The organism is Devosia sp. MC532 (genome assembly GCF_016461625.1).
Classification (GTDB): domain Bacteria; phylum Pseudomonadota; class Alphaproteobacteria; order Rhizobiales; family Devosiaceae; genus Devosia.
Genome location: NZ_JAEMNZ010000008.1, coordinates 1 through 23,978 on the forward strand (window position 1 = coordinate 1; position 23,978 = coordinate 23,978).

A 23,978-nucleotide genomic window follows, 5' to 3' on the forward strand; every position below is an offset into this window, starting at 1 on the left:
CCTGAACGCGCACTGGTTCCTGAGCCTTGACGACGCACGGGCAAAGATGGAGGAATGGCGTAAGGACTACAACGAGGTCCGCCCACACAGCGCCATCGGCAACAAACCGCCGATATCGCTCATGAATATGTCAGGGGCATCCGGCCATCCCTGAACGCATACCCCCAGAAAAGCCCCAGGCGGGTGGTCCAAGATCTGGGGGCACGTCAGGTCCAAGTGTCCAAGGGTCCAAGGGTCCAAGGGTCCAAGGGTCGGTAGCGTCTGAGAGCTTTCTCGGGTGAAGCGTCGGTGGCCCTAAGTATAACTCTGTGTATTGCTATCGGACTTTTCGAGAATTTGTGGCGCTAAGATCAAGTCCAATTCGTAGATCAGCGTCTTACCTTTCTCAGAAATACCAACCCAGCGATTACGCCGGTCGTTTGGGTCGGTTTCTTTTTCAATAAGGCCCATGCCTGGGACCTGACCGGTGCCTTCACCTAGCAAATCGAGCTGACGAGCAACTGTTGGGTATTTTTGCCCATTTGTTTTAGCAACAATGTCCGAAACGGAGGTGTTTTCACCTGCGTTTTGAGGGGTCATGCCGACGCGCAACAGTGTAGATAATTGCCCAAGAGTCATATTTGGATATCGAGTCTGCACTATGTCTAGAGCGGCTGAAAATCGTTCTAATTCTTGACTTTCGTGCGGCTCCCTAGCGCCTAGGAAAAAGAAAAACATTACTTCCTCTTGACATGTGAATACATCCCCCCTGATATTATACTATAACATAATATTGAAGGAGGTCGTTGTGATGGAGGTAGATGGCTTAGATTCAGGGACTCATGTCTATTCAAAACCTAAAGTAATTATAGTTGCTGCGACCAAAGGTGGAACCGTGAAAAGGACGCTAGCGATAAATCTCGCCGTTGCAGCCCAGAGTCGCGGTATGAAGACCGTCATTATTGATACTGATATTGAAGGGGATAGTGGACAAGGGTCGTGCTTGAAGTGGAAGTCTCGTCGGGAGAAACCGATGCCTTTCGTAAAAGGGGGCAATCTTAACAACCTGGCAGTACTAATTTCCAAGGCGTGGGTGGCTAGGTACAAAGTGGTCATCGTTGATACTGCGGGGCGCAGTACGCCTGACTTTAAGTCAGCGGGGGGCTTTGCGGATTTCATCCTCATTCCTTCGCAAGCAACAATCTTGGACGCCGAGGCTGTCGAAGCAATTCTTCGGCAAGCTCGGGCTTCGGATGTGCGAACAGGTATTGTGCTGACTCAGGTTCTGCAGGAAAATCATCGACGCACCCAGCGCTACCGCCAAAAATACAGCGCGATGGCGACCGTGTTTCAAACCACCATCCGGAGGCGCGTTGATTATGCTGACGCTATTGCACGTGGGCTAGGGGTGACTGAGTACCACGATGATGGAGATTGTGACGTCGAAGTTCAGACGTTGTTGAATGAAATTCTGGACTCAATTAACCAGTAGAAGGCGGAACGATCATGAGTGATGGTTTTGAGGATGGTCCTGACGACTTTGCTTCACCGCACAATGGTAAGTTCGAAGTCCGAGAGTTGCGGCTACGCCTTCCTCCTGCGGTGGTGCAGGCTTTAAAGGCCCAAGCGCAGGCTGAGGGGTTGACCGTCAATGCGCTCGTTTCACGCTACATCGATCAAGGCTTTAAAGCTGACGGGCGTCTTGGTGTGTTTGAGCTCTCAAAGGGGCTCCATGACTACCTAAAACGCAAAGGTGGTCGGCAGTAGTTCAGCAGATTATTGCGTCAGGTGCCCAATGTGTTTGCACTCGAGCGGATGGCGCTTGGCGAACTGCAGGTAGCCGAAGACTACTTCAGTGTTCGAAATGAGCGCCCAGCTTCTCCTCCAGGCAAAGAGTGTTGTGCTTAGCTGATGGCCGTGGGGACAAGGTCTTACCTGCCCCCACACGCTAGGTTTGCGCTATCATTTTTATAGCGAGTGGTGCGTGGAATGGGCGGCAGAAGCTAGAGCACCATGTAATACGGACCCAGTAAGTACGCGATGTGACTGCAATTTGTCTGCGAGTGCCTCAGCCTGCGGGCTGCGGGTTCGTAAAATCTCGGTCGCTCGGTCTTTCAGTTGCTGCAGTTGAAGCTCTATGGACAGAGCAAGCTGCTCCTCCGCCGTTGAACCGAGGAGCCCAGTTTTGAGAGACCGGTAGAAGCCGAGTTCTGTGTGGGCGGAGTGGAGCATTTTGGTGGCGAGCGCTAGGTCCCGTCGTGCTCCGGCGTTTGGCCTGGCGCCAAGCAGTTCGTCTGCGGCTCTGCCAGCCAAAAGCATGGTCACATGGTCTTCGATGCCTTCCCGAGAGAGTAGGTCCTTGTCGCGGAATGTGGTTTTGACCCAACCGCCGTTGTCGTTGAGATCTAAAACTGAGACTTCCAAAACCGGGATGCCGAGATGGGCTGCCACCACGGCGTGGCCTGCCTCGTGGATGGCAATAGCCCGATCAGCCTGAGCTGTGCGTTGGCTCGGCGAGCAAACAACGCCAAGTACATCAGCGAGTTTGAGCTTGGAGCGTTTGCGTTCGGCATCCGGCCGCACCTGTTGGCACCAAGCTTCGATCTGGGCTTGGTTGGCGTGTGGTGTCAGTCGAGCAAGCGTGGAGAGTTCTGACTCTGTCAGACCGCTGCCAAGGTAAGCTCGAAACAGGCGTTGGCGTGTGTCCTCATTGGGTGGTTGAAGAACGATATGCTGTTCCAATCTCCCGGCTCGGACCAATGCAGGATCGAGTCGCTCTGGGTGATTGGTCGCCCCAAGCAAGAGGACGTCGGGGCACGTCTTACGGGTGCGATCAATTTCCGTGAGCACAAAGGTAACCAGCGGCGCCCACCAACTTGCCTCCTTGGCATCGAGTGCCATGCGGTTGGGGAGTGCATCAATCTCGTCAATGAGCCCGACAATTTTCCCGCTGTTTATATCAAGCGATGAAAAGAAGGATTGCGCGCCGCGAATGGCGTCGCCGAGATTGCCTTTCCCGATGCTCAGCCATTGTGCAACAGAGGTGACGACAATGGTACAGTTGGCCGTGGTCGCCAGTGCTGCAGCTAAGGTGGTCTTTCCAGTTCCAGGCACACCAGAGAGCAGTGCATAGGGCAGGTAGGGCGTGTTCGAAGCTTTCAGTTTTGCCACTGTTTGCTCTGCCCACGCTTCTACGTTTCGGTCCAGAACAAGGTTTGAGAGCTTTGGACCGCGCTGAGGAGCCGCCGTTAGCCGCCTCTTGCTCGCTTGGATACGGCGAAGCGTGGCAATCACGGCTGTTTGCGAAACACCTAGCCGGATGGCATTCAAAAGATCTTGGGTGTCTAAGCCAGTAATGTCCCGTTTGGTCAGCTGAGGGAGCTTCTCACTGGTGACTTCTTGGATGCATTGCCGGACGATGGGCCAGTCTGCGGGTTCAATGGTGAGCTGCAGATCCGCCAAAGTTGAAAGGCTTTCCGGAACAGCGCTTGTTGCACCTATGCTCACGCAGCAAACGCTCTGACCTGTTTGCAGCGCTGCAAAGATTTGCTTTTCTTGGCGTGCTCGGTCTGCCTCTTGGGTCAGGCTGTGACATTGCACAACCAGCATTGCAGGATACATCGCGGTGACGTGCTCGCAGATGACCCTTTCCACTGCTTCATCGCAAGTTCTCAGAACGATCAATGCCGCAGGTGCATTCAATGCGTCAGCATTCGTTTTGCGCAAAGCCTTCTCAAGCATGAGCCGTGCCATCACCTCTTTGGCTAAAACTGGTCGCCGGCCTAGAGGTGTGAGCAGATTGTCTGGAAAATCGACGTCATCGAATTGGTGAAAGTTTGGTAGCCGCGCACTGCGGTTGAGGGACCTTAAGGACATGAGAGTACTCCCGGGCCGCGGCTTTCGCCGCGCCCTTAATGTGCTGTGGATGTTGGCGACTGGAAGGGGTTTAGCGCACCGGCGCTTCGAGCTCTTCCGCGGGAGTGCTCAGTCTTGTCCATTCGAGCTTGCTGATATTGCTTCGGCCCGAGAAGAACTGCGCTAGCTGACGGTGGGATTTGAAGACAAGATCGCGCATGACGATGTAGCTTCTTCCGTCCTCGGCCTTCTCGAGTATGCCACTATAGTTGCCATAAGCTCTTAGGAATGAGATCGCGGCAGGTGATTTAGAGCAGGCGGTTAGCGCAATTTCAGACCCACGCAACAGAAGCGAGGTTCCGTTGTTCTGCTCCGCTGCCAAAGCGGTCATTTCGTTGTAGGTGCTCTCGTAGACAACACCGGGTGGCAACTCAGACCAGTCCCTCCGTTTGCCGAGCATTTCTTGCTCGAAAACAGGGCCAGCGAACATCTTGCGCAATGTGCTTTGCGTAAAGGCGATGCCAGCTTGTCTCAGGATTAAGAGGGCCTCAATGGCAAAGAGCGTGATCTGCTCATAGCGATCGTCGCCAACATGCCGGCATCTGGAGTGTCTTGGGTCATGAGATTGTGCCCGGCAGCCTTCATCCGGTCCCACAAAATGCGTTCAAGAATATAAGCGTCATCGACGGTGAGCCTGTTGTTGGCGTCCGTGATGACAAAGATCTCGTCTGGTTTCCTGTTGAGACCATTGGGTGCCACATTGAGGCGCGACTTAACGCGACTACCGCAGCCAACATAAGCGATGTCGCCAAAGATCTTGATATAGACCCCCGCCTGCTCAAGTTGACGATTGACCCCCACTCCCCTGAGGCGCCGATCGGTGGTGACATGAACCTGGGCACGAAGTTCAAGTGTGTCGAGCGCGAAGAAGGAACACTTGGCATTCTCTTGCTCGATGTCAGCGACAGGTCCGTTCGCGACAGGGGCAGTCGGCGTTCCGTGGTGGGTGCGCTGGCCAATTGGATTGGGGTTCTCACAACGACGAAAGACGAGTGTATTTACGTCGACGAGTTGGTGTTGCCCGAACTCGAGAGTCCCTGCATGAACAAGGGCGGTGACGGCCTCAACCGGTTCTGGATGTCCTTCGAGCACGGCAAGAATGTCCCCGAGGGGAGCTGAACCGGTCTCGTCGACAACGGCAAGAATTCTCACTTGATCGGATGGCGATAACGTCTGGTGGATCACGAAGCCATTTTCGAAATGGGGAAGAGTATTCGTCTGTGCTGTAGATGCTGACGAATAGGCCTTGCGGGCCGCGGTGCGGCCGTTCAAACTGCTATTATGCATTTTTCATGTCCTTCATCGACATTGAATGATGCCTAGGCTGCTGTAGGTGTTCTAGCACCTATGGCAGCCGCCCTTTTATGGGCCACCACCAACCCCTGCATTACACAAGGACCACCTTGGCATCACTGTCAGCGGAATTGCTGATACTTGCTATGTGTAAATGATAATTGTTAATTTCAACTTAATTCGGTTCGAAATACTTCGAACTGAGCCAGTATTTCTTGTTTTGCTTTTTAACTAAATTGTGTTTTTGTGGATTTTGTTAGTAATGTCGGGTCTGCGCGTGTGTGTTGTTGGTGTTTGTCGTGGAGCGGGTAGCTATGTTTTCGTTGTGACGGTTGCCTCAGATTTCATAACGAGGCGCAGAGGCGGGTTGTCGCTCTGCTTGTAGCCAAGAAGGGGCAAGGCCACAAAACCTACGTCATACTGGTTTCACCTAGAAACACGCTGATATGGCTAACCGTAGGGCACCCTGCACCAAAGATTGATACTTATGGGCGTTACGTTTCTTTGACGGCGGAGCAGAACACTTGTCCTCCGCCACCAGTTTGTTGCTGCGCTTCGCAGATGATTGAGCCTGTTCCACTTTGTTTTCTGTGGTTTGGCATAACTTTGATTTATCGCAGGTTTTCAGCGCGTATACTTTCGCTTTGAAAGAATTGGTTCAGCTCACTTTTGCGCGCTGTCCATAGGTGGCCAACCTTTTTACCGGGGATTTGTCCCTTGGTGAGCAGGTGCTTGGTTTGCCGCGGGGTTCGATTGATCGTCGCTGCGATGTCATCGATGCTCCAGACAATATCTGTTGCTAAATTCTCTTCTTGGGACATTTGAACGCCTTTGCTTGAAATGAGCCGCAAGCAAGTCCCTGGTCTAATCAATCTAGATCATCGGCCTGCCCGTATCCGCTCGTCATGAAATTTCGAATTCCAACACATCAACTTGTATACAACTCTGCCATTGCGAATCTAATCTAATGATATTATATTATCACATAATGAAGTTCTGGCAAGTGGCAGTTCGGTTGTTGCTTCTGGCGAACTTTTTGAAGGCACATCGCATGACGCGCGTGTGGCTCGAAGCAAGGTCGAATGGGCAGCAGATGAGTGTACGGAAAAGAACATGGGGAGACCCCAAGGCGCCGCAAACTGCTTGGATTGCGGACTATAAGGACGAACAGGGTAAACGGCGTCAGCAAAGTTTTAAGCTGAAACGGGATGCGGATGAGTTTCTGCAAAAGGCGTCAGTTATGATCCGTGAGGGAACGTTCATCTCGAACAATAATACCGAGACCGTCGCTCAAGCCGGCGCTGCGTGGCTTGAAAAGAGTAAAAGCAAGGGGCTTGAGCTCAGTACAATCGCGCAGTACCGGCAGCACCTTGAGTTTCATATTGCCCCATTCATTGGCAGTCGCAGACTAACGTCACTAACCAGCCGAACAGTCCGCGAATTTGAAGACACCCTTATAAATGCGGGGCGTTCAGGTGCCCTCACCGTTAAGGTGCTGACGAGCCTCAGTTCAATTATTGCTGATGCTAAGGAACGAGGGAAAGTCCAACAGAACGTGGTTCTCGATGTGAAGAGAGATCGTTCAGGAGCTGCTTCCCGACTGGCCAGGCGCAACAAACCTAATCTGATAGTCGGCAAGGACGTGCCGACTCCAGACGAGATTAGACGCTTTATCGCCGTTTCGGACCAAAAGTGGCGGCCATTCTTTATGACCGCAATTTTTACGGGCCTTCGGGCATCAGAATTGCGAGGCTTATCTTGGCGAGACGTCGACCTGAAGAAACAGCAACTCCACGTTCGTCAGCGCGCTGATCGGTATGGTGTGATTGGTGTGCCAAAGTCTGCTGCCTGTTTGAGGACTTTGCCTTTATCGTCAGAGTTGGCTCGGGAGTTGGCTCGATGGAAGCTGGTGTGCCCTCGTCCAGCAGCACCAACGATGACGGAAGATGGATTGGGCCTCGTTTTTCCAAACGGCGCTGGCAATGTTGAGAGCCTAGCCAATCTCATCAATAGGGGGCTGGTGCCACTTATGCTCAAGGCGGAAATTGTAGCGGCCAGAGATGGGCGTGCGAAATACACCGGACTGCATACCCTTAGGCATTTCTATGCATCGTTCTGCATAAACCGCAAGGAAGATGGCGGCCTCGGTGTAAATCCAAAACTTCTGCAAAAACGCATGGGGCATGCGACTATCGGGATTACGCTCGATACCTATTCGCATCTGTTTCCAGTTGAGCATGATCCCGAGGAGCTCGAACATGCTGAGCGCGTTCTGCTGGGGACCCAGCGAATGTGACGCAGGTAGCTGGGGTTAATTTGGTTTCTGTGCAACATGGGTGCAACAAAAGCTCGGTAAGCAGCAGAAATCCTAAGGATTACGCGGATTGAAAATCCGCGTGTCACTGGTTCGATTCCGGTTCCGGGCACCATTTTTTCCTTCACAAAATTCAAAACGTTTCCAGCGATGCCGGTTTTGGCGTTTGTGCGGCTTTGCGCCTAGAAATGGGTCTGCATTTGGTGGCGTAGGCGCATGGCGAGAAGCAGGCCGCGGGACGCCATAAAGCTGACGAGTGCGATCCAAAGGCCGTGGTTATGCCAGAGCGGGATGATCGTGGCGGTGAGGCCGAAGAAGATCAGGGCCGACGCGAACATCATATTACGCAGATCGCGCGACCAACTGGCGCCGATAAAAACACCATCCATGAGGAAGGCGAGGAGGCCTGCAATCGGGATGAGCAAGGTCCACCAATAATAGGTTGAGATAAGCTCGGACACCGTTTCGTTCGGCGACATGGTGGAGATGAGGACATCTTTGCCAAGGAGCAGAACAGCGACATAAATTGCCGTCGCTATGGCGCTGAATTTGGCGGCCAGAGCAATGGCGGCTTTAAAGCCCGCCGCATCGCGCCCGCCGACAAAGCGGCCCGAAAGCTGCTGGGTTGCTGTCGCCAAGCCATCCATGACCGCGCCGGACATATAAAAGACCGTCATCAACACGGCATTGGCGGCCATGACGTCGGGCCCGAAACTGGCGCCGATGCTGGTGAACGAGGCCAAGACGATAATGAGCGCGAGCGAGCGCAGAACCATATCGCCATTGACGAGCAGCATGCGACGGACCGCTGTCCAGTTCGGCACGGCGGCAAAGGCGCGTCGCCAGTTTGGTCGCAGCTGAGCGGTGAGCAGGGCGGCTCCGAAGAGTGCGGTGAGCGTTTCCGCGCAAACAGTGGCAAAGGCCGCGCCTTGTAGCCCCCAATCCAGATGCCAGACGAAAAAGATCGAGAGGGCGATATTGCTCAGGTTGAGCACGAGTTGCAGAGCGAACCCCTTGTGCATCTCGCCTCGCCCGAGCACCCAGCCGGTGAAGCAATAGGTGAGGAGCAGCATGGGCGCTGACCAAACACGAATGCTGAAATAGGTCGCTGCGGCTGCGCGGATCTCGTCGCTGAGACCCATCAGGCCCAGCCCGAGATGCTCAGCGGGAACCTGCAGTCCGATGGCGAGAAGGCCCAAGGTGAGGGCGATGACAATGGCCCGGAGGGGAACGGCCAGGGCTTCGCTGGTGTCTCCGGCGCCAAGGGCCTGAGCGGTCATGCCTGTGGTGGAGGAGCGCAGAAAGTTGAGGCTAAAAAAGAGGAAGTTCAGGAGGATATTGGCGGCGGCGACGCCGCCGAGCAATGCTGTGTCGCCAAGGGGCGCGAGTACTGCCAGGTCAACCGCACCGACGAGCGGCGTCGACATCGACGCCAACATGACGGGGGCGGCCATGACCAAGAGCGTGCGTGCAGTGACTTGTGGCTGCCGGCGGTCATGCATGTGCTCGAAGTCCAAAATCGCTAAATTGGTCGTGTGGTCATATCACCTGATAAAAACTTGCCATATAGTGGGTTATGGTTTTCTTTTCGCTGGCTGTGCTGGGCAAGAGCGCGTATTTTGCGAGCTGGACAAAAGAATTTGGGGGCGGGGATGGCAGATAACGGTGGAAGCGCCGGTGGTGTGAGTCAGTTATCTCGCCGTGTTGAAAAGAGTCCAACGCTCGTCGAGGAAGTTACCACTCGACTATTAGCCGATATTCGCACTGGCAACTTGCAGCCAGGCGCGCGCCTGCCAACCGAACGCGAAATGATGCAGCAACTGGGCGTGTCACGAACAGTGATCCGCGAAGCCGTTGCGCAATTGCGTGCGAGCGGCGTGGTGACGACGCGTCAGGGGCTTGGTGCCTTTGTGTCGGCCGGTGCCCATCACCGGACTTTGCAGATTTCTCCCAATGACATGAAAGTCGTGGGCGACCTGATCAATTTGAATGAGCTGCGACTGGCGATCGAGGTCGAGGCGGCAGCGCGTGCGGCGGCACGGGCCAGCGCTGAAAGCATAGAACGCCTGCGCACGGCTCTGGACGATATTTCTGCAGCAATTGATCGCGGTGAAGACGGTGCTGAGGAAGATTTCCGGTTCCACCAAGCTGTCGCGGAAGCATCTGGCAATCCACATTTCCCTCGAACCTTGGATTTCCTCGGCCAGTATAGCGTGCCACGCCGAGCGACCAATATTGGTGGCGTGAAAGACGCATCCTATCTCAGCCGACTTCAGAACGAGCATCAGCAGATTTTTGATGCGATCAACGATGGCAATGCCAATGCTGCGCGTGATGCGATGCGCCAGCATCTCGAAGCGAGCTTGGCGCGGCTAGGGCGGTTGGCGCAGCAGGCGCTCTAACGTCGGGCGGACGACGATGCAGGCTGAAACACTGCTTTCTGGGGCTTGAGCTCGGGTCGTCGTACAAGTAAAGCTGGGCCCATGATACCAGCTGTAAAATCGCCCGATGTGATGGCCGTGAGCTATCAAAACTTCCTCGATCACCTCAGGGTTGCGGGATTTTCGGGTGATTTGGAAACAGGCTTAGGCCATCGCCTTGTCCAGTCGACGGACAACTCGATCTATCAAATCGTTCCGGACGCTGTCGCTTACCCGCGCAGCATTGTTGATTTGCAACTGATCGCCAGCCTTGCGCGCGAGGAACAGCATCGCGCGATCATCCTGCGGCCTCGTGGCGGCGGCACCGGCACCAATGGTCAGTCGTTGGGCAATGGGGTGATTGTTGATATGTCTCGGCATATGAACAAGATCTTGGCGATTGACCCGGTTCGTCGCGTTGCCATTGTTCAGCCCGGCGTCGTCAAGGATCAGCTGCAAAAGGCGCTCAAGCCTTACGGTCTGTTTTTCCCACCTGAACTCTCAACCTCTAATCGGGCGACGATTGGCGGGATGATCAGCACGGACGCCTCGGGGCAGGGATCTGTGCTCTATGGAAAAACCAGAGATCACGTTCGCGCGGTCAAACTGGTGTTGAGCGATGGGTCTGTACTCGATACGGGCGCGCATGGCGATTTGGACCTCGCGCAGGAACTCGACGCGCTGGAAAGAGACGTTGCTGAGCGCTGGCTGCGCGATGTGCCTCAGCTTAATCGCAATGTGACCGGCTATGATCTGGGGCATCTGCGCAAAGCCGATGGTTCGCTGGACTTGAACTCGGTCATCTGCGGTTCTGAGGGGACGCTCGGGCTCATCGCCGAGGCCGAGTTGGCGTTGACGCCTATTCCGGACCATATGGGTCTTGTGACCATCGTCTATGCGGATTTTGTGTCCATGCTGCGGGAAACAAAGAAGTTTCTCGGTTTTGGTGCGGCGTCGGTCGAGGTGGTGGATGAGCGCGTTCTTGGGCTGGCGCGAACCGATGCGGCCGGTGAGAAAGTCGCGCATTTCTTTAGGCCAAGTGCCGATGGGCGATTTGGCAGCGCCTGCATGGTCGAATTTGTCGCCGATAGCGCCGATGGGCTCGAGCAGCAGATGTTGCGCCTTGTTCAGGCGGTTAAGGCCGATGGGCAGTATTTGTCATTGGCGACCACGAATTCGCGCGCCGATATTGCCGATATATGGGCGATGCGGAAACGCGCAGTGGGCATATTGGGCAATGTGACGGGCACGAGCGCCCCGGTTGCCTTTGTCGAAGATACGGCGGTGCCGCCCGATCAACTGGCGGACTATATTCAGGAATTCCGGGCCCTGCTTGATAGTTTCGGGCTTGGCTATGGCATGTTTGGACATGCGGATAGTGGCGTTATTCACGTCCGCCCGGACATGGACCTTTATGTGCCCGAGCGGCGCGAGCAGGTGCAGGCCATTTCTGACAGTGTCTATGCGCTGACGCAGAAGTATGGCGGGGTGCTGTGGGGCGAGCATGGCAAGGGCGTGCGCGGGGCCTATACGCGCGCGTTCTTTGGGGAGCTTTATCCTGCGATCCAGCGCGTGAAGGCGCTGTTTGATCCGCATGAGCAGTTCAATCCGGGAAAGATTGCCAGCAATTTTGGCCCTCTGACAGATGTTGGGGATGTGCCGATGCGCGGCGAGCGCGAAGCGGGCTTGGCCCACGCGCATAGCGATGGCTATAGCCGTGCGCTGACGTGCAATGGCAATGGCGCGTGCTTCGACTTCGAATTTGACGCGCCCATGTGTCCGAGCTGGAAGGCGACGCGGGACCGCCGCCAATCGCCCAAGGGTCGCGCGACTTTGGTGCGCGAGTGGCTGCGCTTGGTGCAGGCGGCGGAGGGCACTCAATCCGGTACGCGGTCTCGGTCATGGCGTCCGCGACTGTTTGCGCGGATGAGCAAAGGCGCTGACTTTTCTCACGAGGTAAAGGCGGCGCTCGACACCTGCCTTGGGTGTAAGGCGTGTAAGGGCACTTGTCCGGTTAAGGTCGATGTTCCCGCGTTTAAATCGCGATTTCTCGAACAATATCATACGCGCTATTGGCGCACGCCGGCTGATCGGTTGATCGCTGAGATTGAATTGTTCTTGCCTCTTCTGCCGCTCGTTGCGCCGGTTTATCGCCTCATGGCGAATACCAAACTGGGGCAATCTGGCTTGCGGCTCTTGGGGCTTGAGGCGCTGCCTTCTTTGCCTAGAACACCGCTGAAAAGTGAGCTGGCCGAGCGTGGGGTCGGGGCCTTGGCTCCATCGGACATCGAGGCCCTGTCGCCGCGTGAGAGGCAGGATCTCGTTGCTATCGTCCCCGATGCCTTTGTGGCGATTTTTGAGCCAGCGCTGTTGTTGGATCTGGTTGATCTCTTGCAGAGCTTGGGCTTCCGGCCCTTCATTGTGCGGGTGCAAAACGGCAAGCCATTGCATGCCAAGGGGTTGCTGAAGCGTTTTGACGCCGTGGCGCGTCGGACCGCAGCGCGGTTGCGCGCTTACGATGCGCTCGGTGTGCCGCTGATCGGTGTCGATCCGGCGATGACCTTGGTCTATCGCGATGAATATGCGCCGATTGTCAATGGCGCGGTCAATGTCAAAACCATTGAAGAGTTTCTCTCGCAGAACCTTCATCGTCTGGCGGATGCGCGTCGTGATGCGGGGGCGATGAAGGCACGTTTGGCCAATCATTGTACCGCTACGACGAACCTCTCTGCCTCGTCGCGGCAGTGGGGTGAGGTGTTGGCAGCGGCTGGGATTACCACGCAAACTGAAAGTCTGGGCTGTTGCGGCATGGCTGGGACCTTTGGGCACGAGGCCAAGAACCGGCGCCTGTCGCAGCAGATTTATGGGCTCAGCTGGCGGTCTCGCGTTGAGGAGCCCTCTCTTGAGGCAGGCGAGCTGGTAGCGACCGGGTTTTCGTGCCGCTGCCAGGCGAAAAAAGAGAGCGATGCGCGTCTGCGGCACCCGGTTTCGCTGATTTTGGAGCGGCTGCGCGCACGGGGCGCATGAGCGGAGTTTTCAACGCGCGGCGGGCATGGCCTTGACATGGGTCATTTGTACGATAACCATATAACCAATGATAATGCCTCAGTGTTTTAAAGAAGGGCAGGACGAATGGTAGTGCGTACTGGCGGCCGTATTCTGGTTGATCATCTCATCGCTTACGGTGCCAGGGTGAGCTATTGCGTTCCTGGTGAAAGCTTTCTTGGTGCGCTCGACGCATTTTACGACAGTGCTGAGCAGATCTCTCTCATCGCCTGCCGCCACGAAGGTGGCGCTGCGAACATGGCTGAAGCGTATGGCAAGCTGACCGGCGAGCCGGGCATTTGCTTTGTCACGCGCGGTCCTGGCGCGACCAATGCCTCCATTGGTCTGCATACGGCGCGCCAAGATTCGACGCCGATGGTTTTGTTCATTGGCCATGTTTCGCGCGAGCAGATCGGCCGTGAGGCTTTCCAGGAAATTGACTACAGACGCATGTTTGGCGAAGTCGCTAAGCACGTGGAGCAGATCGACGACACCAAGCGGATACCTGAAGTGGTGGCGCGCGCCTTTGCAATCGCAACGAGTGGCCGCAAGGGCCCTGTGGTTGTGGTGCTGCCGGAAGATGTGCTCACCGAATGCGTGGACGTGGCCGATGTGCCGCGCCCAGCGCGCGTTTCAGCAGCGCCGACCTCGCGGGCAATTGATCAGCTTTTGGCCGATTTGAGTGCAGCGGAGCGACCACTGATGGTAGTGGGGGGCTCTGGCTGGAATGATGAGGCACGCGTGCAGGCACAGAGGTTTGCGGAAGCTTATGGCTTGCCTGTGGTTGCGGGTTTCCGGTGTCAGGATCGGTTCGATAACGCGCATCCTCTCTATGTCGGTGAGCTCGGTACATCGGTGACGCCGGACCTTAAGGCGCGCGTGAGCCAGGCTGATTTCCTGCTAGTTGTGGGGGATCGCCTCGGCGAAATGACGACGGCCGGTTACACGATCATTGCGTCACCCGTTCCGACGCAGAAGCTTGTGCATGTCCATGCTGGCGCAGAAGAACTTGGTCGCGTGCACCATGCGGATCTAGCGATCAATGCCGATGTTGCAGCGTTCTTTGATGTTCTTTCGGCAGCGCCCGTGGTTGAGCATAACGACTGGGCTGAATGGGCCGAGGCAGGGCGTGCGGAATTTGACAAGGGTCGCGTAGCGCGTGCGTTTGGCACGGAACTCGAACTCGGTGCGGTGATGGAGCAGCTGAGTGCTCTGGCCGATGAGGATGCGATCTTCACCAATGGGGCCGGGAACTACACGGCCTGGTTGCAGCGTCATTATCTCTTCCGCCAGTATCCGACCCAGATCGCGCCACTGAGCGGGGCCATGGGCTATGGCGTGCCAGCGGCTATCGCGGCGAAGTCTCTTTTCCCCGATCGTCAGGTCTTCTGCTTTGCCGGTGACGGCTGCTTCATGATGACCTCACAGGAAATCGCGACGGCCATGCACTATGGTCTCAACCCGATCTTTATTGTGTTTGATAACGGCATTTACGGCACCATCCGCATGCATCAGGAGCGGGAGTATCCGGAGCGCGTTGTGGCGACGGAATTGACCAATCCAGATTTCGCCGCTTATGCCCGCTCGTTCGGCGCACTCGGAATAACGGTGAAAAAGACCGAGGAATTCACGCCTGCGCTGCAGCAGGCCTTGGCAAGCGATGTTCCGACTGTGCTTCATCTGGTCATACAACCTGATGTCGTGTCTGTTCGGGCGCGACTGTCGGAGATTCGCGCTGCGTCGCTCGCCAAGGCGACGGCTTAAGTGCAGGAGATGAAAATGGCGTACAACACCATCGACTGTGATGTTCACCCGGCCATTAGCGGGTTGCAGGATCTACTGCCCTATTACGATGACTATTGGCGTGACTTCGTCTCGATGCGTGAGCTGAACGGCATGGATCTGGGCATTTACCGCCCATCTTTGCCTTTGAGTGCTCGCCCAGATTGGCTGGGGACTGAACCGCGTGCGGGGGCGAGCCTTGATGTGCTGCAGGGGCAGCTGCTCGATCCGTTTAAGGTTGATATTGCCATTTGCACCGTGCTCAACGGGGCGTCCTCATTCTTCAATCCCTACTTCGCAGCGGCGACGTGTAAGGCCAGCAATGATTGGCTGATCGAGAATTGGTTGGCCAAGGATGCGCGCCTGCGCGGCTCGATCATGGTGTCGATCCAAGACCCAGACCTCGCCGCAGAAGAAATTGAGCGTCTGGCGGGTGATCGTCGCTTTGTGCAGGTGGTGATGCCTGTGGCTGGCGATATGCCCTTTGGGCGCCGCTATTATTGGCCGATTTATCGCGCTGCGGCCAAGCATGGCCTGCCAATCGCGATCCATCCGGGTGGCGGTGGTCGCTACCAGCAGAGCTATATCGGCAATCACTCGCTTTATCTGGAAGACTATGCTTTGCAGGCGTCGACCATGGCGCACCAGATGTTGAGCCTGATCTACGAAGGCGTTTTCTCGGAGTTTCCGGACCTCAAGGTGGTGATGCTGGAATCGGGTGTGACCTGGGTTCCGTCCTATCTGACCGACGCGGAAAACAAGTGGATGGCGCTGCGCCGTGAAGTGCCGTGGGTTGATAAATCCCCATGGGACTACGCGCGCAAACACTTCCGTTTCACCACCCAGCCGTTTGATGCGCCGAACAATGGCGAGATCGTCAATCGGGTCATCGACATGCTGGGTTCGGAGGACATGCTGTTGTTCTCCACGGACTATCCGCACTTCCAGTTCAACGGCGACAACGCCTTGCCAACTGGCCTGAGTGACGAGCGGATCGCTCGCCTCAAAAGCATAAACCCACTCGCAACTTATACGCGTTTGTCTGAGGCGGTCTGATGAGCTCTCCAACCTCTCCTGTTCAGAACGGCATCGTTGACTGCGATATCCATCCTGTCTGCCCGCCTGAATTGCTAAAGACCTTCCTGCCCGCCAAGTGGCACGAAATGCACGACCTCTATCGCGGGGCGTCGAAGGGGCCATTCTTTGGCCTCGACCCCTATGCCGGTATCGAGCCGAACATTTCCCGTCGCGACGCGTATCCGCCGGGCGGTGGCATTCCGGGGACTGATCTAGCGTTTATGCAGGAGCAGTATCTCAATCCGCATAATGTCGAGATTGGCCTTTTGCAGCCTTTGTCGCCGACCGGTGGCATGCAGCGCCATTTGGATCTGGGCGTGGCCATGGCCTCGGCCGTCAACGATTGGCAGCTGGAACGCTGGTCGCAGGAAGACAATCGCCTGCGCACCTCGATCACGGTCACGCAGGATCATACAGAGGCAGCGGTTGAGGAAATCAATCGCCTCGGCAAGAACCCGCTGGTGGCGCAGGTTGGGCTGTTGCAGCGCAATACTGAACCGGCTGGGCGTCGTCGCTATTGGCCGATTTACAAGGCAGCTGTTGAGCATGGCTTGCCGATTGGTGTGCATGTGGGCGGCAATGGCGGCACGCCGCCAATGGGCAATGCAGGCTGGGCCTCCTACCACGTGCAGCAGCACCAGCTGACCCATGGTGGTTTCACCGCCTTTGCTATGAGCATGATCATGGAAGGCGTGTTCGAGGAATTCCCTGACCTCAAGCTTTTGCTGGTGGAAGGGGCGTTTACCTGGGTGCCGTCGACGCTGTGGCGCTTGGACAAGCTCTGGGAAACCATGCGTTCGGAAGTGCCGAACCTCAAGCGCAAGCCTTCGGAATACTTCGCCTCGAACGTCTATGTTTCGACCCAGCCTATGGACGTATACAAGAATCCGGCGGATCTGCGTCAAATCATGGAATGGGTTGGTTGGGACAACCTGTGCTTCGCATCGGACTACCCGCATTGGGACTTTGACGATCCGCGTTACGTGTTCACCTTCCCGCTCTCGGCTGAGGAGCGCCGTAAGGTGTTCTCCGATAACGCCCGCAAGTTCCTGCGTCTCTAGGAGGTTCTGATGGCGAAATACGTTGTTGCCAAGGTCGGTGATATTGCTCCAGGCGCGCAGCTCGCATTCAAGGCGGGTGGTCGTCCGATTGTCGTATACAATCTCGATGGCGAATATTTCGCCCTGCTGGACAAGTGCCCGCACCAAGGTGCGCCGCTGAGTTCGGGTGTGCGCTCTGGTCTGGCGGGCCATGATGGTCCGGGCCGTCCGTGCATGAAACGTCAGGGTGAGATTGTCATGTGCCCCAACCACGGTTGGGAGTTTGACATCCGCACGGGGCAATCATGGTTCGACCCGGCGAACACCAAGGTGAAGACCTATTTCAGCGAAGTTGCCTCCGGCAATGAAGTTGTTAAAGGCCCCTATAAGGCTGAGACTTTTGAGGTTTCGGTCGATGATAACTATATCGTTGTGTCTGTCTAAAGAGCTGTTTGCGTATGTCGTCTAGTGTTCGTGTTGCTGCTGTCGCCGATGTCTCCGAGGGGGAGATTCTCAAGGTGTTTGTTGGGGATCGTCAGATCGCCCTGTACCATATGCCCGGCGGCGAATTCCGCGCCACTGACGACCTCTGCTCACACGGCCAAGCCTTCTTGTCTGACGGCTGGCTGACCGATGAAGGCCATGTTGAATGCCCATTGCATGGTGGGTGTTTCGATACGCTGACTGGGGAGCCCACTTTGGCGCCCTGCGAGGTGGCAATTCGGGCCTATAAGGTCCGGGTTGAAGGAGAAGAGATTCACGTCGAACTGGCTGATTGAAAAGAGAATTTCTAATCAGCGGTAAGGCTTGGATTTCTATTCTAGGGAACGCACCAAGGTTAGTCGTCCGTCAACTGGTACGATAACCCGACGTGTATTAGCGTGTCAGAATTGGGGAATTCCGACACGCATTAGAGGGTGAGAGGATAATAAGATGAATTTCAAGCTGAACCGCCGTGGATTTTTGAAGGCTGGTGCTGCGACGCTCGCCACAGGCTTGGCGATGCCAGCCCTGATCGGCCGCGCACACGCCGCAGGCGTGGTCAACATTGTTGGTCACGACTCTTACGTGCCGAAGGACCTGCGCGAGAAGTTCACGCAGGAAACCGGCATCGTCATCAATCTGCGCTCGACAACCGATCAGTCGCAAATTTTCAATCTGCTGGCTGCCGAAGGTGATCAGCGCCAGACCGATATGTCGATCATCGCGGGCCACCGCATGTTCGCTTACATCGCCACCGATTATCTGGCCGAAATCGACGAGTCCAAGCTTCCGGGCATGTCCAAGATCAACCCGGTCTACCGCGATGCGGACGCTCAGTTCATTCAGGGCAAGCGCTACGGTATCCCAGTCCTGACCGGTTTTGCCATGATGGCAAGCCGCAAGGGCGTGGTTGCGCCGGAAGACACCGAAACCTGGGAAACCATTTTCGGTGACAAATATGCCGGTCGCGTCACCCTGCGTCCGGGCAGCGCGCTCTATGCAGCCATGTTCCATCTTGGTTTGCAGGATGTCTGGACCGGTTACAACGGTGACTCTGCTGCCGTCGAAGCCATGCTCAAGGAATGCCGCGAATACGCCATTTCCCGTAAGCATGTTCTGCGCAAGTGGTATGACACCACTGCTGAATTCCAGCAGCTCTATTTCGGCAATGAAATTGACGCGGGCATGGGCTTTACCGAAACCGCAATGCTCCTTGCCGGTGCAGACAGCAGCGTTCAGCCGGGAATTCCGGTCGAAGGCACCACTGGCTGGACCTACAACTACTCGCTGTTCAAGAATTCAGCGAACCAGGAAAACACCTATAAGTTCATCGACTTCTTGCTGCAGCAGGAGAGCATTGGCTCGTCGATGACCCGTTCGTCCGGCAGCTTGTCGACCTTCCTTGATGCGACATCGGGCCTGACCGAAGCGGAAGCTCAGGCGATCCAATTCTCGGATGAACAGCTCAAGCGCATTACCTGGCTCGACGTGAAGGGCGCCGACGACAACCGTTACGGCTTGCTCGATCAGTACGGCGCTGGCTTGCGCGAAGCTTGATGCAAACACCCGCGCAGCTGAAACGCTGCGCGGGTCCCTGCGGCCCCCACGCATGTCTCGGTCTTTGATATGCGAAAGATATAGAGCAGCCTATGAGCTCAACAGTTGTCGCCACAAAGCGCCGCAGCGAAGGGAAGGTCCACTGGTCGTACCTTCTCATGTCCAACGCGCCTTACCGCGCGCTTTCCGGTTTCCTCAACCGTAACCTGAAGCTGGCCTCCATCCTGATGGTGGTGCTTCCTGTTGCTTGGCTCGTTCTGTGGAACATTTTTCCGCTAGGACAGATGCTCAATATCAGCCTGCTCCAGCAATATCCTGTGCCAGCGGGACAGTCTGAAGTCCGGACTTTTGAGCATTACCTGCTCTTGTTTACCGACTACACGGTCTATCTGCCGTTCTTGAGGACAATGGGCTTTGCGGTTGTGGTGTCGTTCGTCGCGCTCGTGCTGATGACGCCGCTGGCCTATTTCATCGCCAAGAAAGTGCCGAAGAACTGGCAGGTGCGGTTGTTGCTCTTGGCCATGGTGCCATCGTGGGTGGGCGAGCTTATCCGCGTGTTCTCTTATGTGCTGATTTTTGCCTCGAACGGCGCGATCAATCTCGTGTTGATGTGGGCCAATTTCATCGAGCGCCCGATCCCCTTTCTATACACCTGGTTCTCGCTGGGGGCAGGGATGCTGTACGTCGTGGCGCTGTTCATGCTCGTGCCGCTTTATGCCGCCATTGAGAAGATCCCAACCAATGTGCTTGAAGCCGCTTCAGACCTCGGCGCCAACGGCATTACCCGCTTTTTCAAGGTGACGCTGCCGCTCATGCGCGATGGTATCGCGACGGGTGTGACGCTGGTTTTCCTGATTACCACCGGTGTTTACACCGTGCCGATGATCCTTGCTGGCACAGATAGCAATCTGTTTGCGCAGGTCATCGCCTCCTACTTCCATGAATCCAGCCTGACCTGGCCACGCGGCGCAGCGCTCGCGATCATCCTGTTTGTCAGTGCCTTGATCATCAGCGGCGTTCTGCATTCGCTTCTGCGCGCCAAGAAGAAGTACTGATCGATGAAGTTCTTCACCAAACTGACGCAAAACTGGAGCTGGCTCGGCTTCGCTTATGCGGCCTTTGCCTTCTACCTCCTCAGCCCGCTCATGATCGTTGTGATGATGAGCTTTAAGGATGGCGTTTTCCTCGGCTTCCCGATTGAGAAGTGGACCACGCGTTGGTTCCTCGAAGTCGCGCAAGATCGCGAGTTCCACAGCGCGCTGGGCCTGTCGCTCTACATCGCGGTGATTTCGACGCTGATTGCGCTGATCGTCGGTGTTTGGGTGGCGGTGCTGTTGGCCCGCGCCAAGCTTTGGGGCCGCCCGATTATTTTCGCTCTGGCCTGTATGCCGCTGGTTGTGCCGTCCATCGTTTCGGCCATTTCGCTGCGCATCTTTGCGCAGTCAGTGGGTATTCCGCCTGGCACGACAGCCATCATCATGGCGCATGCGATCCATAGTGTGCCTTACATGACCCTGATGGCGCTGACCCGTCTCAATGGGATGCCGAAGAATATTACCGAAGCAGCGCGCGATTTGGGGGCGGATAGCTTCGTCACCTTCGTGCGCGTGACACTGCCCTATCTCATGCCCGCGCTGATCGGCGGGACGGTGTTCTCAATGCTGTCGAGCTTTGACGACTTCGTCCGCTCGTTCTTCTTGGGCGGCTACAACCCGACACTTCCTGTCCTGATTTACGGCCGCATTTTCTCCGGTCTCACGCCTAGTCTGGCGGCTATGTCCACCATGATCCTCGTCGTGACGATTTGTATTGGCCTCTACACCGAGCGCATGGTTCGCAGAAGGATGAACAATGGCTAACGTTCTCAAGGTTGACGCCGTCACCAAAGAGTTTTCTGATTTCGTCGCCGTTAAGTCGCTGTCGCTCGAATTGAAGTCTGGCGAGTTTGTCACCCTGCTTGGACCATCGGGCTGCGGGAAGTCGACGACGCTGCGTATGGTGGGTGGGTTTGAAGAACCGACCAGCGGCAAGATTTACATTGAGGGAGTGGATTCAACGAATATCCCGCCGCATAAGCGCAATGTGAACATGGTGTTTCAAGACTATGCGCTGTTCCCACACCTGACCGTTCGGCAGAACGTTGCCTTTGGCTTGCAGCTCAAGGGGCTGCCGGAAGCCGAGGTTACGGCGCGCGTTGATGAACTGCTTAAGCTGGTTCAGCTCGACACCATGCATCGCCGTATGCCGAGCGAATTGTCTGGCGGTCAGCGTCAGCGCGTGGCTTTGGCTCGTGCGCTTGCGCCGAACCCGCCACTGCTGCTGCTCGACGAACCGCTGGGGGCGCTCGACGCAAAGCTGCGCCGCGAAATGCAGGACGAACTGCGTCGCTTGCAGCGCGCTACCGGCAAAACCTTCGTTCTGGTCACCCATGATCAGGAAGAAGCGCTGACCATGTCCGACACGATTGTGGTGATGAACGAAGGGCGCATCGAACAGATGGGCTCGCCGGAAGAGCTCTACAATTTTCCACGGACCGAGTTCGTTGCCCGCTTTATCGGCGAGATGAACTTTCTGCCGGTTCAAGTCAAAACGCTGGCCGATGGTTTGGCCAACGTGGCCTGGGGGCAGTTCGATTTGCGCGCTGTGCCGGCTTCGGCGGACGTGAAGATTGGCTCGAACCTCATCGGCGTGCGTCCGGACAAGATCACGCTGCATGCCAACCAGCAAGGCGTGGGGCAGGACAATATGCTCAACGGCCGTATTGAAGACCGCGTCTTCCGCGGCAGCTCTGTTCATTACACTGTTGAGGTCAATGGCGTTCGCTTCGCTGTCACCGCGTCAGCCGAGCAGAATTTTCCCGCTGGTGATCAGGTGGTTATGGCCTGGAGCACGCAAAATACCCTTCTCATGAACACGGCAGAAGCTAAGTGATCGAACTTCTCGCGCTCATCAAAATTCCATCGCCTGCGGCTGAGCGTATTGCTGAGCATTTCACGGTCCATCAGCTGCCCGAAGAGGGTGAGGCGCGCAGCGCTATGCTGGCCGAAGTGGGCCCGCGCATCCGTGGGATCGTGACCGGCTCGCGCGGCTATGTGCGCGAAGAGCTGCTGGAGCAACTGCCCGCGCTGGACATTATCGCCTGCTACACGGCCGGTGTTGATCCCATCGACGTGGAGGCGGTTAAGCGTCGCGGCATTGCGCTGTTCAACAACTCTGCGGCGCTGAACGACACGGTTGCGGATTTGGCGCTGGCGCTGTTGCTCGGTATCGCCCGCGATATCACCGGGGCCGATGCGCATGTGCGGGCCAATCTGTGGCCGGAGCGTCGCTATCGTCCGGGCAATCTCTTGCGTGGGCGCAAGGTGGGTATTGTTGGGCTCGGCGGCATTGGCCTTCAGATCGCGCATCGCTGCGCGGCGTTTGGCATGGAGGTCGCCTACTACGGCCCCCGTCCTAAGGACGTCGACTACCGCTATGAAGCGGATCTGCTTGAGCTTGCAAAGTGGTCTGACACTTTGATGTTGTCGTGCCCGGGTGGCCCGGAGACGCAGAACATTATCAACGCAGACGTCTTGGCAGCCTTGGGGCCGGGCGGATGGTTGGTCAATGTGGCGCGTGGGTCTGTGGTCGATGAGGCAGCGCTGATTGCGGCGTTGCAGAACGGCACGATTGAACGGGCCGGACTTGATGTGTTCGCCGATGAGCCGCGCGTTCCGGCAGAGCTGATGCAGATCGACCGTGTGTTGCTGAGCCCACATCAGGGCAGCTCAAGCGTTGAAGTGCTGCCGCTGCGTGCCGAGATCATTCTGGGCCAATTGCGCGACCATTTTGGCAACTGACAAAGAGCGGCCTCTTGGCATGACACAATCGATCGTAATCATTGGGGGTGGCTTGGCCGGCTATGCGCTGGCCACCGCTCTCCGCAAAGCCTCGGCTGATATTGCTCTGACGGTGATTTCTGAGGAAGCGTATGCGCCTTACGATCGGCCGCCGCTGAGCAAGGCGGTGCTGCTGGCCGATGAACCTGCGCCGCCCTATCTGCTCCCTCCGGAGGCTTGGGCGGAGCGCAATATTGCGCTTCTACTCGATAGCCGGGTTGCCGAGATCAATCGCGCAGAGCGTGTGGTGGTGCTGCAATCGGGGCAGACGCTGGCCTATGATCAGTTGATCCTCGCAACGGGCGGAAGCCCAAGGCGGCTTGCTGTTCCGGGCTCGGAGCATGTGGCCTATCTGCGCAGTTTTGAGGATGCTCTGGCAATCCGCCAAAAGCTGACGGCGGGGTCTTCGCTGGTCTGCATTGGCGCCGGGGTGATTAGTCTTGAACTGGCTTCCGTGGCGCGAGACCTCGGGGTGCACGTGCATGTCGTTGAAGCCACCTCAAGCGTTATGGGGCGATTGCTGCCAGCGCCTGAACGTGACTTTTTCCAAGCGGTCCATGTCGAGCGTGACGTCGCGTTTCACTTTAACGCCGGTCTTGCCGCGATTGAGGCAAAAGAGGTGGGCTATCAGCTGGTCTTGGCGGATGGGCAGGCGCTTGAGGCTGGTCTAATCGTCGCGGGCATCGGCATGTCGCCCAATACCGAACTGGCCACTGCGGCGGGGCTCGCGGTCGGTCGCGGGATCATTGTTGATACTTACGGTCAGACGTCCGATCCGGCGATCTATGCGCTGGGCGATGTTGCCGAGTTCTTCCATGACGGCTCCAAAACGCACGCAATGCTTGAGACCTGGTACAACGCCATGGACCACGCTGCGGCCATGGCGAAAACGCTGTCTGGCACGCCGACAGTCTATGCGCCGACAACACGGTTTTGGACCGATCAGTTCGGCCGCAATTTCCAGATGGCTGGCAATGCCGCTCTGGCCACGCAGGTGGTTGAAGAAGGCGACCGTGCGGACGGGAAGTTCTCGGTCCTTTATCTCAATGACGATGGGGTGATCGTGTTTGCGATGAGTGCTGACGACCCGCGACGGCTGCGTATGGCGCTCAAATCCATCCAAGCAGGCGAGGTCTATGGCGATCTCTCCAAGGCGAAGCGCCTCAATTCGTAAATTCAAATCTAGGAACACTTT

The 23,978-nt window shown here is 56.5% G+C and carries 23 protein-coding genes; 17 read left to right on the top strand and 6 right to left on the bottom strand.

Annotated elements, in window-relative coordinates:
* The coding region (locus JHC09_RS11075) for an integrase core domain-containing protein (protein WP_199531983.1) at window positions 1-154 on the top strand (154 nt) is incomplete at its 5' end.
* A 140-nt stretch (window positions 155-294) separates the two neighbouring features.
* Here the strand turns inward: JHC09_RS11075 and JHC09_RS11080 are convergent.
* Window positions 295-717: a MarR family winged helix-turn-helix transcriptional regulator gene (locus JHC09_RS11080; RefSeq protein WP_199531984.1), complete on the bottom strand. Its 423-nt coding sequence runs from the start codon at window positions 715-717 to the stop codon at window positions 295-297.
* Window positions 718-790: 73 nt separating this feature from the next.
* Between JHC09_RS11080 and JHC09_RS11085 the strand changes: the two genes are divergently transcribed.
* On the top strand, window positions 791-1,471 hold the full coding sequence (locus JHC09_RS11085; protein ID WP_199531985.1) for an AAA family ATPase: 681 nt from the start codon (window positions 791-793) through the stop codon (window positions 1,469-1,471).
* Between the two features lie 14 nt (window positions 1,472-1,485).
* Window positions 1,486-1,746, top strand: a complete 261-nt coding sequence (locus JHC09_RS11090; RefSeq protein WP_199531986.1) for a hypothetical protein — start codon at window positions 1,486-1,488, stop codon at window positions 1,744-1,746.
* Between the two features lie 201 nt (window positions 1,747-1,947).
* On the opposite strand, the gene JHC09_RS11095 is transcribed toward JHC09_RS11090, so the two are convergent.
* The 4 genes from JHC09_RS11095 to JHC09_RS11110 all read right to left on the bottom strand — a co-directional run bounded on the left by JHC09_RS11095 (window position 1,948) and on the right by JHC09_RS11110 (window position 6,008).
* A complete protein-coding gene (locus JHC09_RS11095) occupies window positions 1,948-3,732 on the bottom strand; it encodes an AAA family ATPase (RefSeq protein ID WP_199531987.1) in 1,785 nt (594 codons plus the stop codon).
* Window positions 3,733-3,925: 193 nt separating this feature from the next.
* Window positions 3,926-4,333, bottom strand: coding sequence for a hypothetical protein (locus tag JHC09_RS11100; protein WP_199531988.1), 408 nt, complete (start codon window positions 4,331-4,333; stop codon window positions 3,926-3,928).
* Between the two features lie 38 nt (window positions 4,334-4,371).
* On the bottom strand, window positions 4,372-5,181 hold the full coding sequence (locus tag JHC09_RS11105) for a hypothetical protein (RefSeq protein ID WP_199531989.1): 810 nt from the start codon (window positions 5,179-5,181) through the stop codon (window positions 4,372-4,374).
* 617 nt (window positions 5,182-5,798) lie between these two features.
* On the bottom strand, window positions 5,799-6,008 hold the full coding sequence (locus JHC09_RS11110; protein ID WP_199531990.1) for a DNA-binding protein: 210 nt from the start codon (window positions 6,006-6,008) through the stop codon (window positions 5,799-5,801).
* Window positions 6,009-6,190: 182 nt separating this feature from the next.
* Here JHC09_RS11110 and JHC09_RS11115 point away from each other — a divergent pair, with 182 nt between their 5' ends.
* The gene (locus JHC09_RS11115) at window positions 6,191-7,483 is read left to right on the top strand and encodes a site-specific integrase (RefSeq protein ID WP_349236541.1); all 1,293 of its coding nucleotides are present in this window, start codon (window positions 6,191-6,193) and stop codon (window positions 7,481-7,483) included.
* 200 nt (window positions 7,484-7,683) lie between these two features.
* Here JHC09_RS11115 and JHC09_RS11120 read toward each other — a convergent pair whose 3' ends face one another.
* Entirely contained in the window at window positions 7,684-9,003 is a 1,320-nt protein-coding gene (locus JHC09_RS11120) for an MATE family efflux transporter (RefSeq protein WP_199531991.1), read from the bottom strand.
* Between the two features lie 180 nt (window positions 9,004-9,183).
* Here JHC09_RS11120 and JHC09_RS11125 point away from each other — a divergent pair, with 180 nt between their 5' ends.
* From JHC09_RS11125 to JHC09_RS11185, 13 genes are all read left to right on the top strand, one after another.
* Window positions 9,184-9,903 (top strand): FadR/GntR family transcriptional regulator, encoded by a 720-nt coding sequence (locus JHC09_RS11125; RefSeq protein ID WP_199531992.1) that lies wholly within the window; start codon window positions 9,184-9,186, stop codon window positions 9,901-9,903.
* 81 nt (window positions 9,904-9,984) lie between these two features.
* Entirely contained in the window at window positions 9,985-12,948 is a 2,964-nt protein-coding gene (locus tag JHC09_RS11130; RefSeq protein ID WP_199531993.1) for an FAD-binding and (Fe-S)-binding domain-containing protein, read from the top strand.
* 105 nt (window positions 12,949-13,053) lie between these two features.
* The gene (locus tag JHC09_RS11135) at window positions 13,054-14,730 is read left to right on the top strand and encodes a thiamine pyrophosphate-binding protein (RefSeq protein ID WP_199531994.1); all 1,677 of its coding nucleotides are present in this window, start codon (window positions 13,054-13,056) and stop codon (window positions 14,728-14,730) included.
* 15 nt (window positions 14,731-14,745) lie between these two features.
* Complete coding sequence (locus JHC09_RS11140; RefSeq protein WP_199531995.1) at window positions 14,746-15,804, top strand: amidohydrolase family protein; 1,059 nt, start codon at window positions 14,746-14,748, stop codon at window positions 15,802-15,804.
* On the top strand, window positions 15,804-16,886 hold the full coding sequence (locus JHC09_RS11145; protein WP_169195405.1) for an amidohydrolase family protein: 1,083 nt from the start codon (window positions 15,804-15,806) through the stop codon (window positions 16,884-16,886). Before JHC09_RS11140 ends, JHC09_RS11145 begins: the two co-directional genes overlap by 1 nt.
* Before the next feature lie 9 nt (window positions 16,887-16,895).
* On the top strand, window positions 16,896-17,309 hold the full coding sequence (locus tag JHC09_RS11150; protein WP_169195406.1) for a Rieske (2Fe-2S) protein: 414 nt from the start codon (window positions 16,896-16,898) through the stop codon (window positions 17,307-17,309).
* Window positions 17,310-17,323: 14 nt separating this feature from the next.
* The gene (locus JHC09_RS11155; protein WP_169195407.1) at window positions 17,324-17,644 is read left to right on the top strand and encodes a non-heme iron oxygenase ferredoxin subunit; all 321 of its coding nucleotides are present in this window, start codon (window positions 17,324-17,326) and stop codon (window positions 17,642-17,644) included.
* A 154-nt stretch (window positions 17,645-17,798) separates the two neighbouring features.
* Window positions 17,799-18,905: an extracellular solute-binding protein gene (locus JHC09_RS11160; RefSeq protein ID WP_199531996.1), complete on the top strand. Its 1,107-nt coding sequence runs from the start codon at window positions 17,799-17,801 to the stop codon at window positions 18,903-18,905.
* A 92-nt stretch (window positions 18,906-18,997) separates the two neighbouring features.
* The gene (locus JHC09_RS11165) at window positions 18,998-19,960 is read left to right on the top strand and encodes an ABC transporter permease (protein WP_199531997.1); all 963 of its coding nucleotides are present in this window, start codon (window positions 18,998-19,000) and stop codon (window positions 19,958-19,960) included.
* A 3-nt stretch (window positions 19,961-19,963) separates the two neighbouring features.
* Window positions 19,964-20,764 carry an ABC transporter permease gene (locus JHC09_RS11170; RefSeq protein WP_169195410.1) on the top strand — a complete coding sequence of 267 codons (801 nt, stop codon included), beginning with the start codon at window positions 19,964-19,966 and terminating at the stop codon, window positions 20,762-20,764.
* Window positions 20,757-21,836 carry an ABC transporter ATP-binding protein gene (locus JHC09_RS11175; RefSeq protein ID WP_199531998.1) on the top strand — a complete coding sequence of 360 codons (1,080 nt, stop codon included), beginning with the start codon at window positions 20,757-20,759 and terminating at the stop codon, window positions 21,834-21,836. Before JHC09_RS11170 ends, JHC09_RS11175 begins: the two co-directional genes overlap by 8 nt.
* On the top strand, window positions 21,833-22,744 hold the full coding sequence (locus tag JHC09_RS11180; RefSeq protein ID WP_199531999.1) for an NAD(P)-dependent oxidoreductase: 912 nt from the start codon (window positions 21,833-21,835) through the stop codon (window positions 22,742-22,744). Before JHC09_RS11175 ends, JHC09_RS11180 begins: the two co-directional genes overlap by 4 nt.
* Window positions 22,745-22,763: 19 nt before the next feature.
* Window positions 22,764-23,957, top strand: coding sequence for an FAD-dependent oxidoreductase (locus JHC09_RS11185; RefSeq protein WP_199532000.1), 1,194 nt, complete (start codon window positions 22,764-22,766; stop codon window positions 23,955-23,957).
* Window positions 23,958-23,978 lie beyond the last annotated feature (21 nt).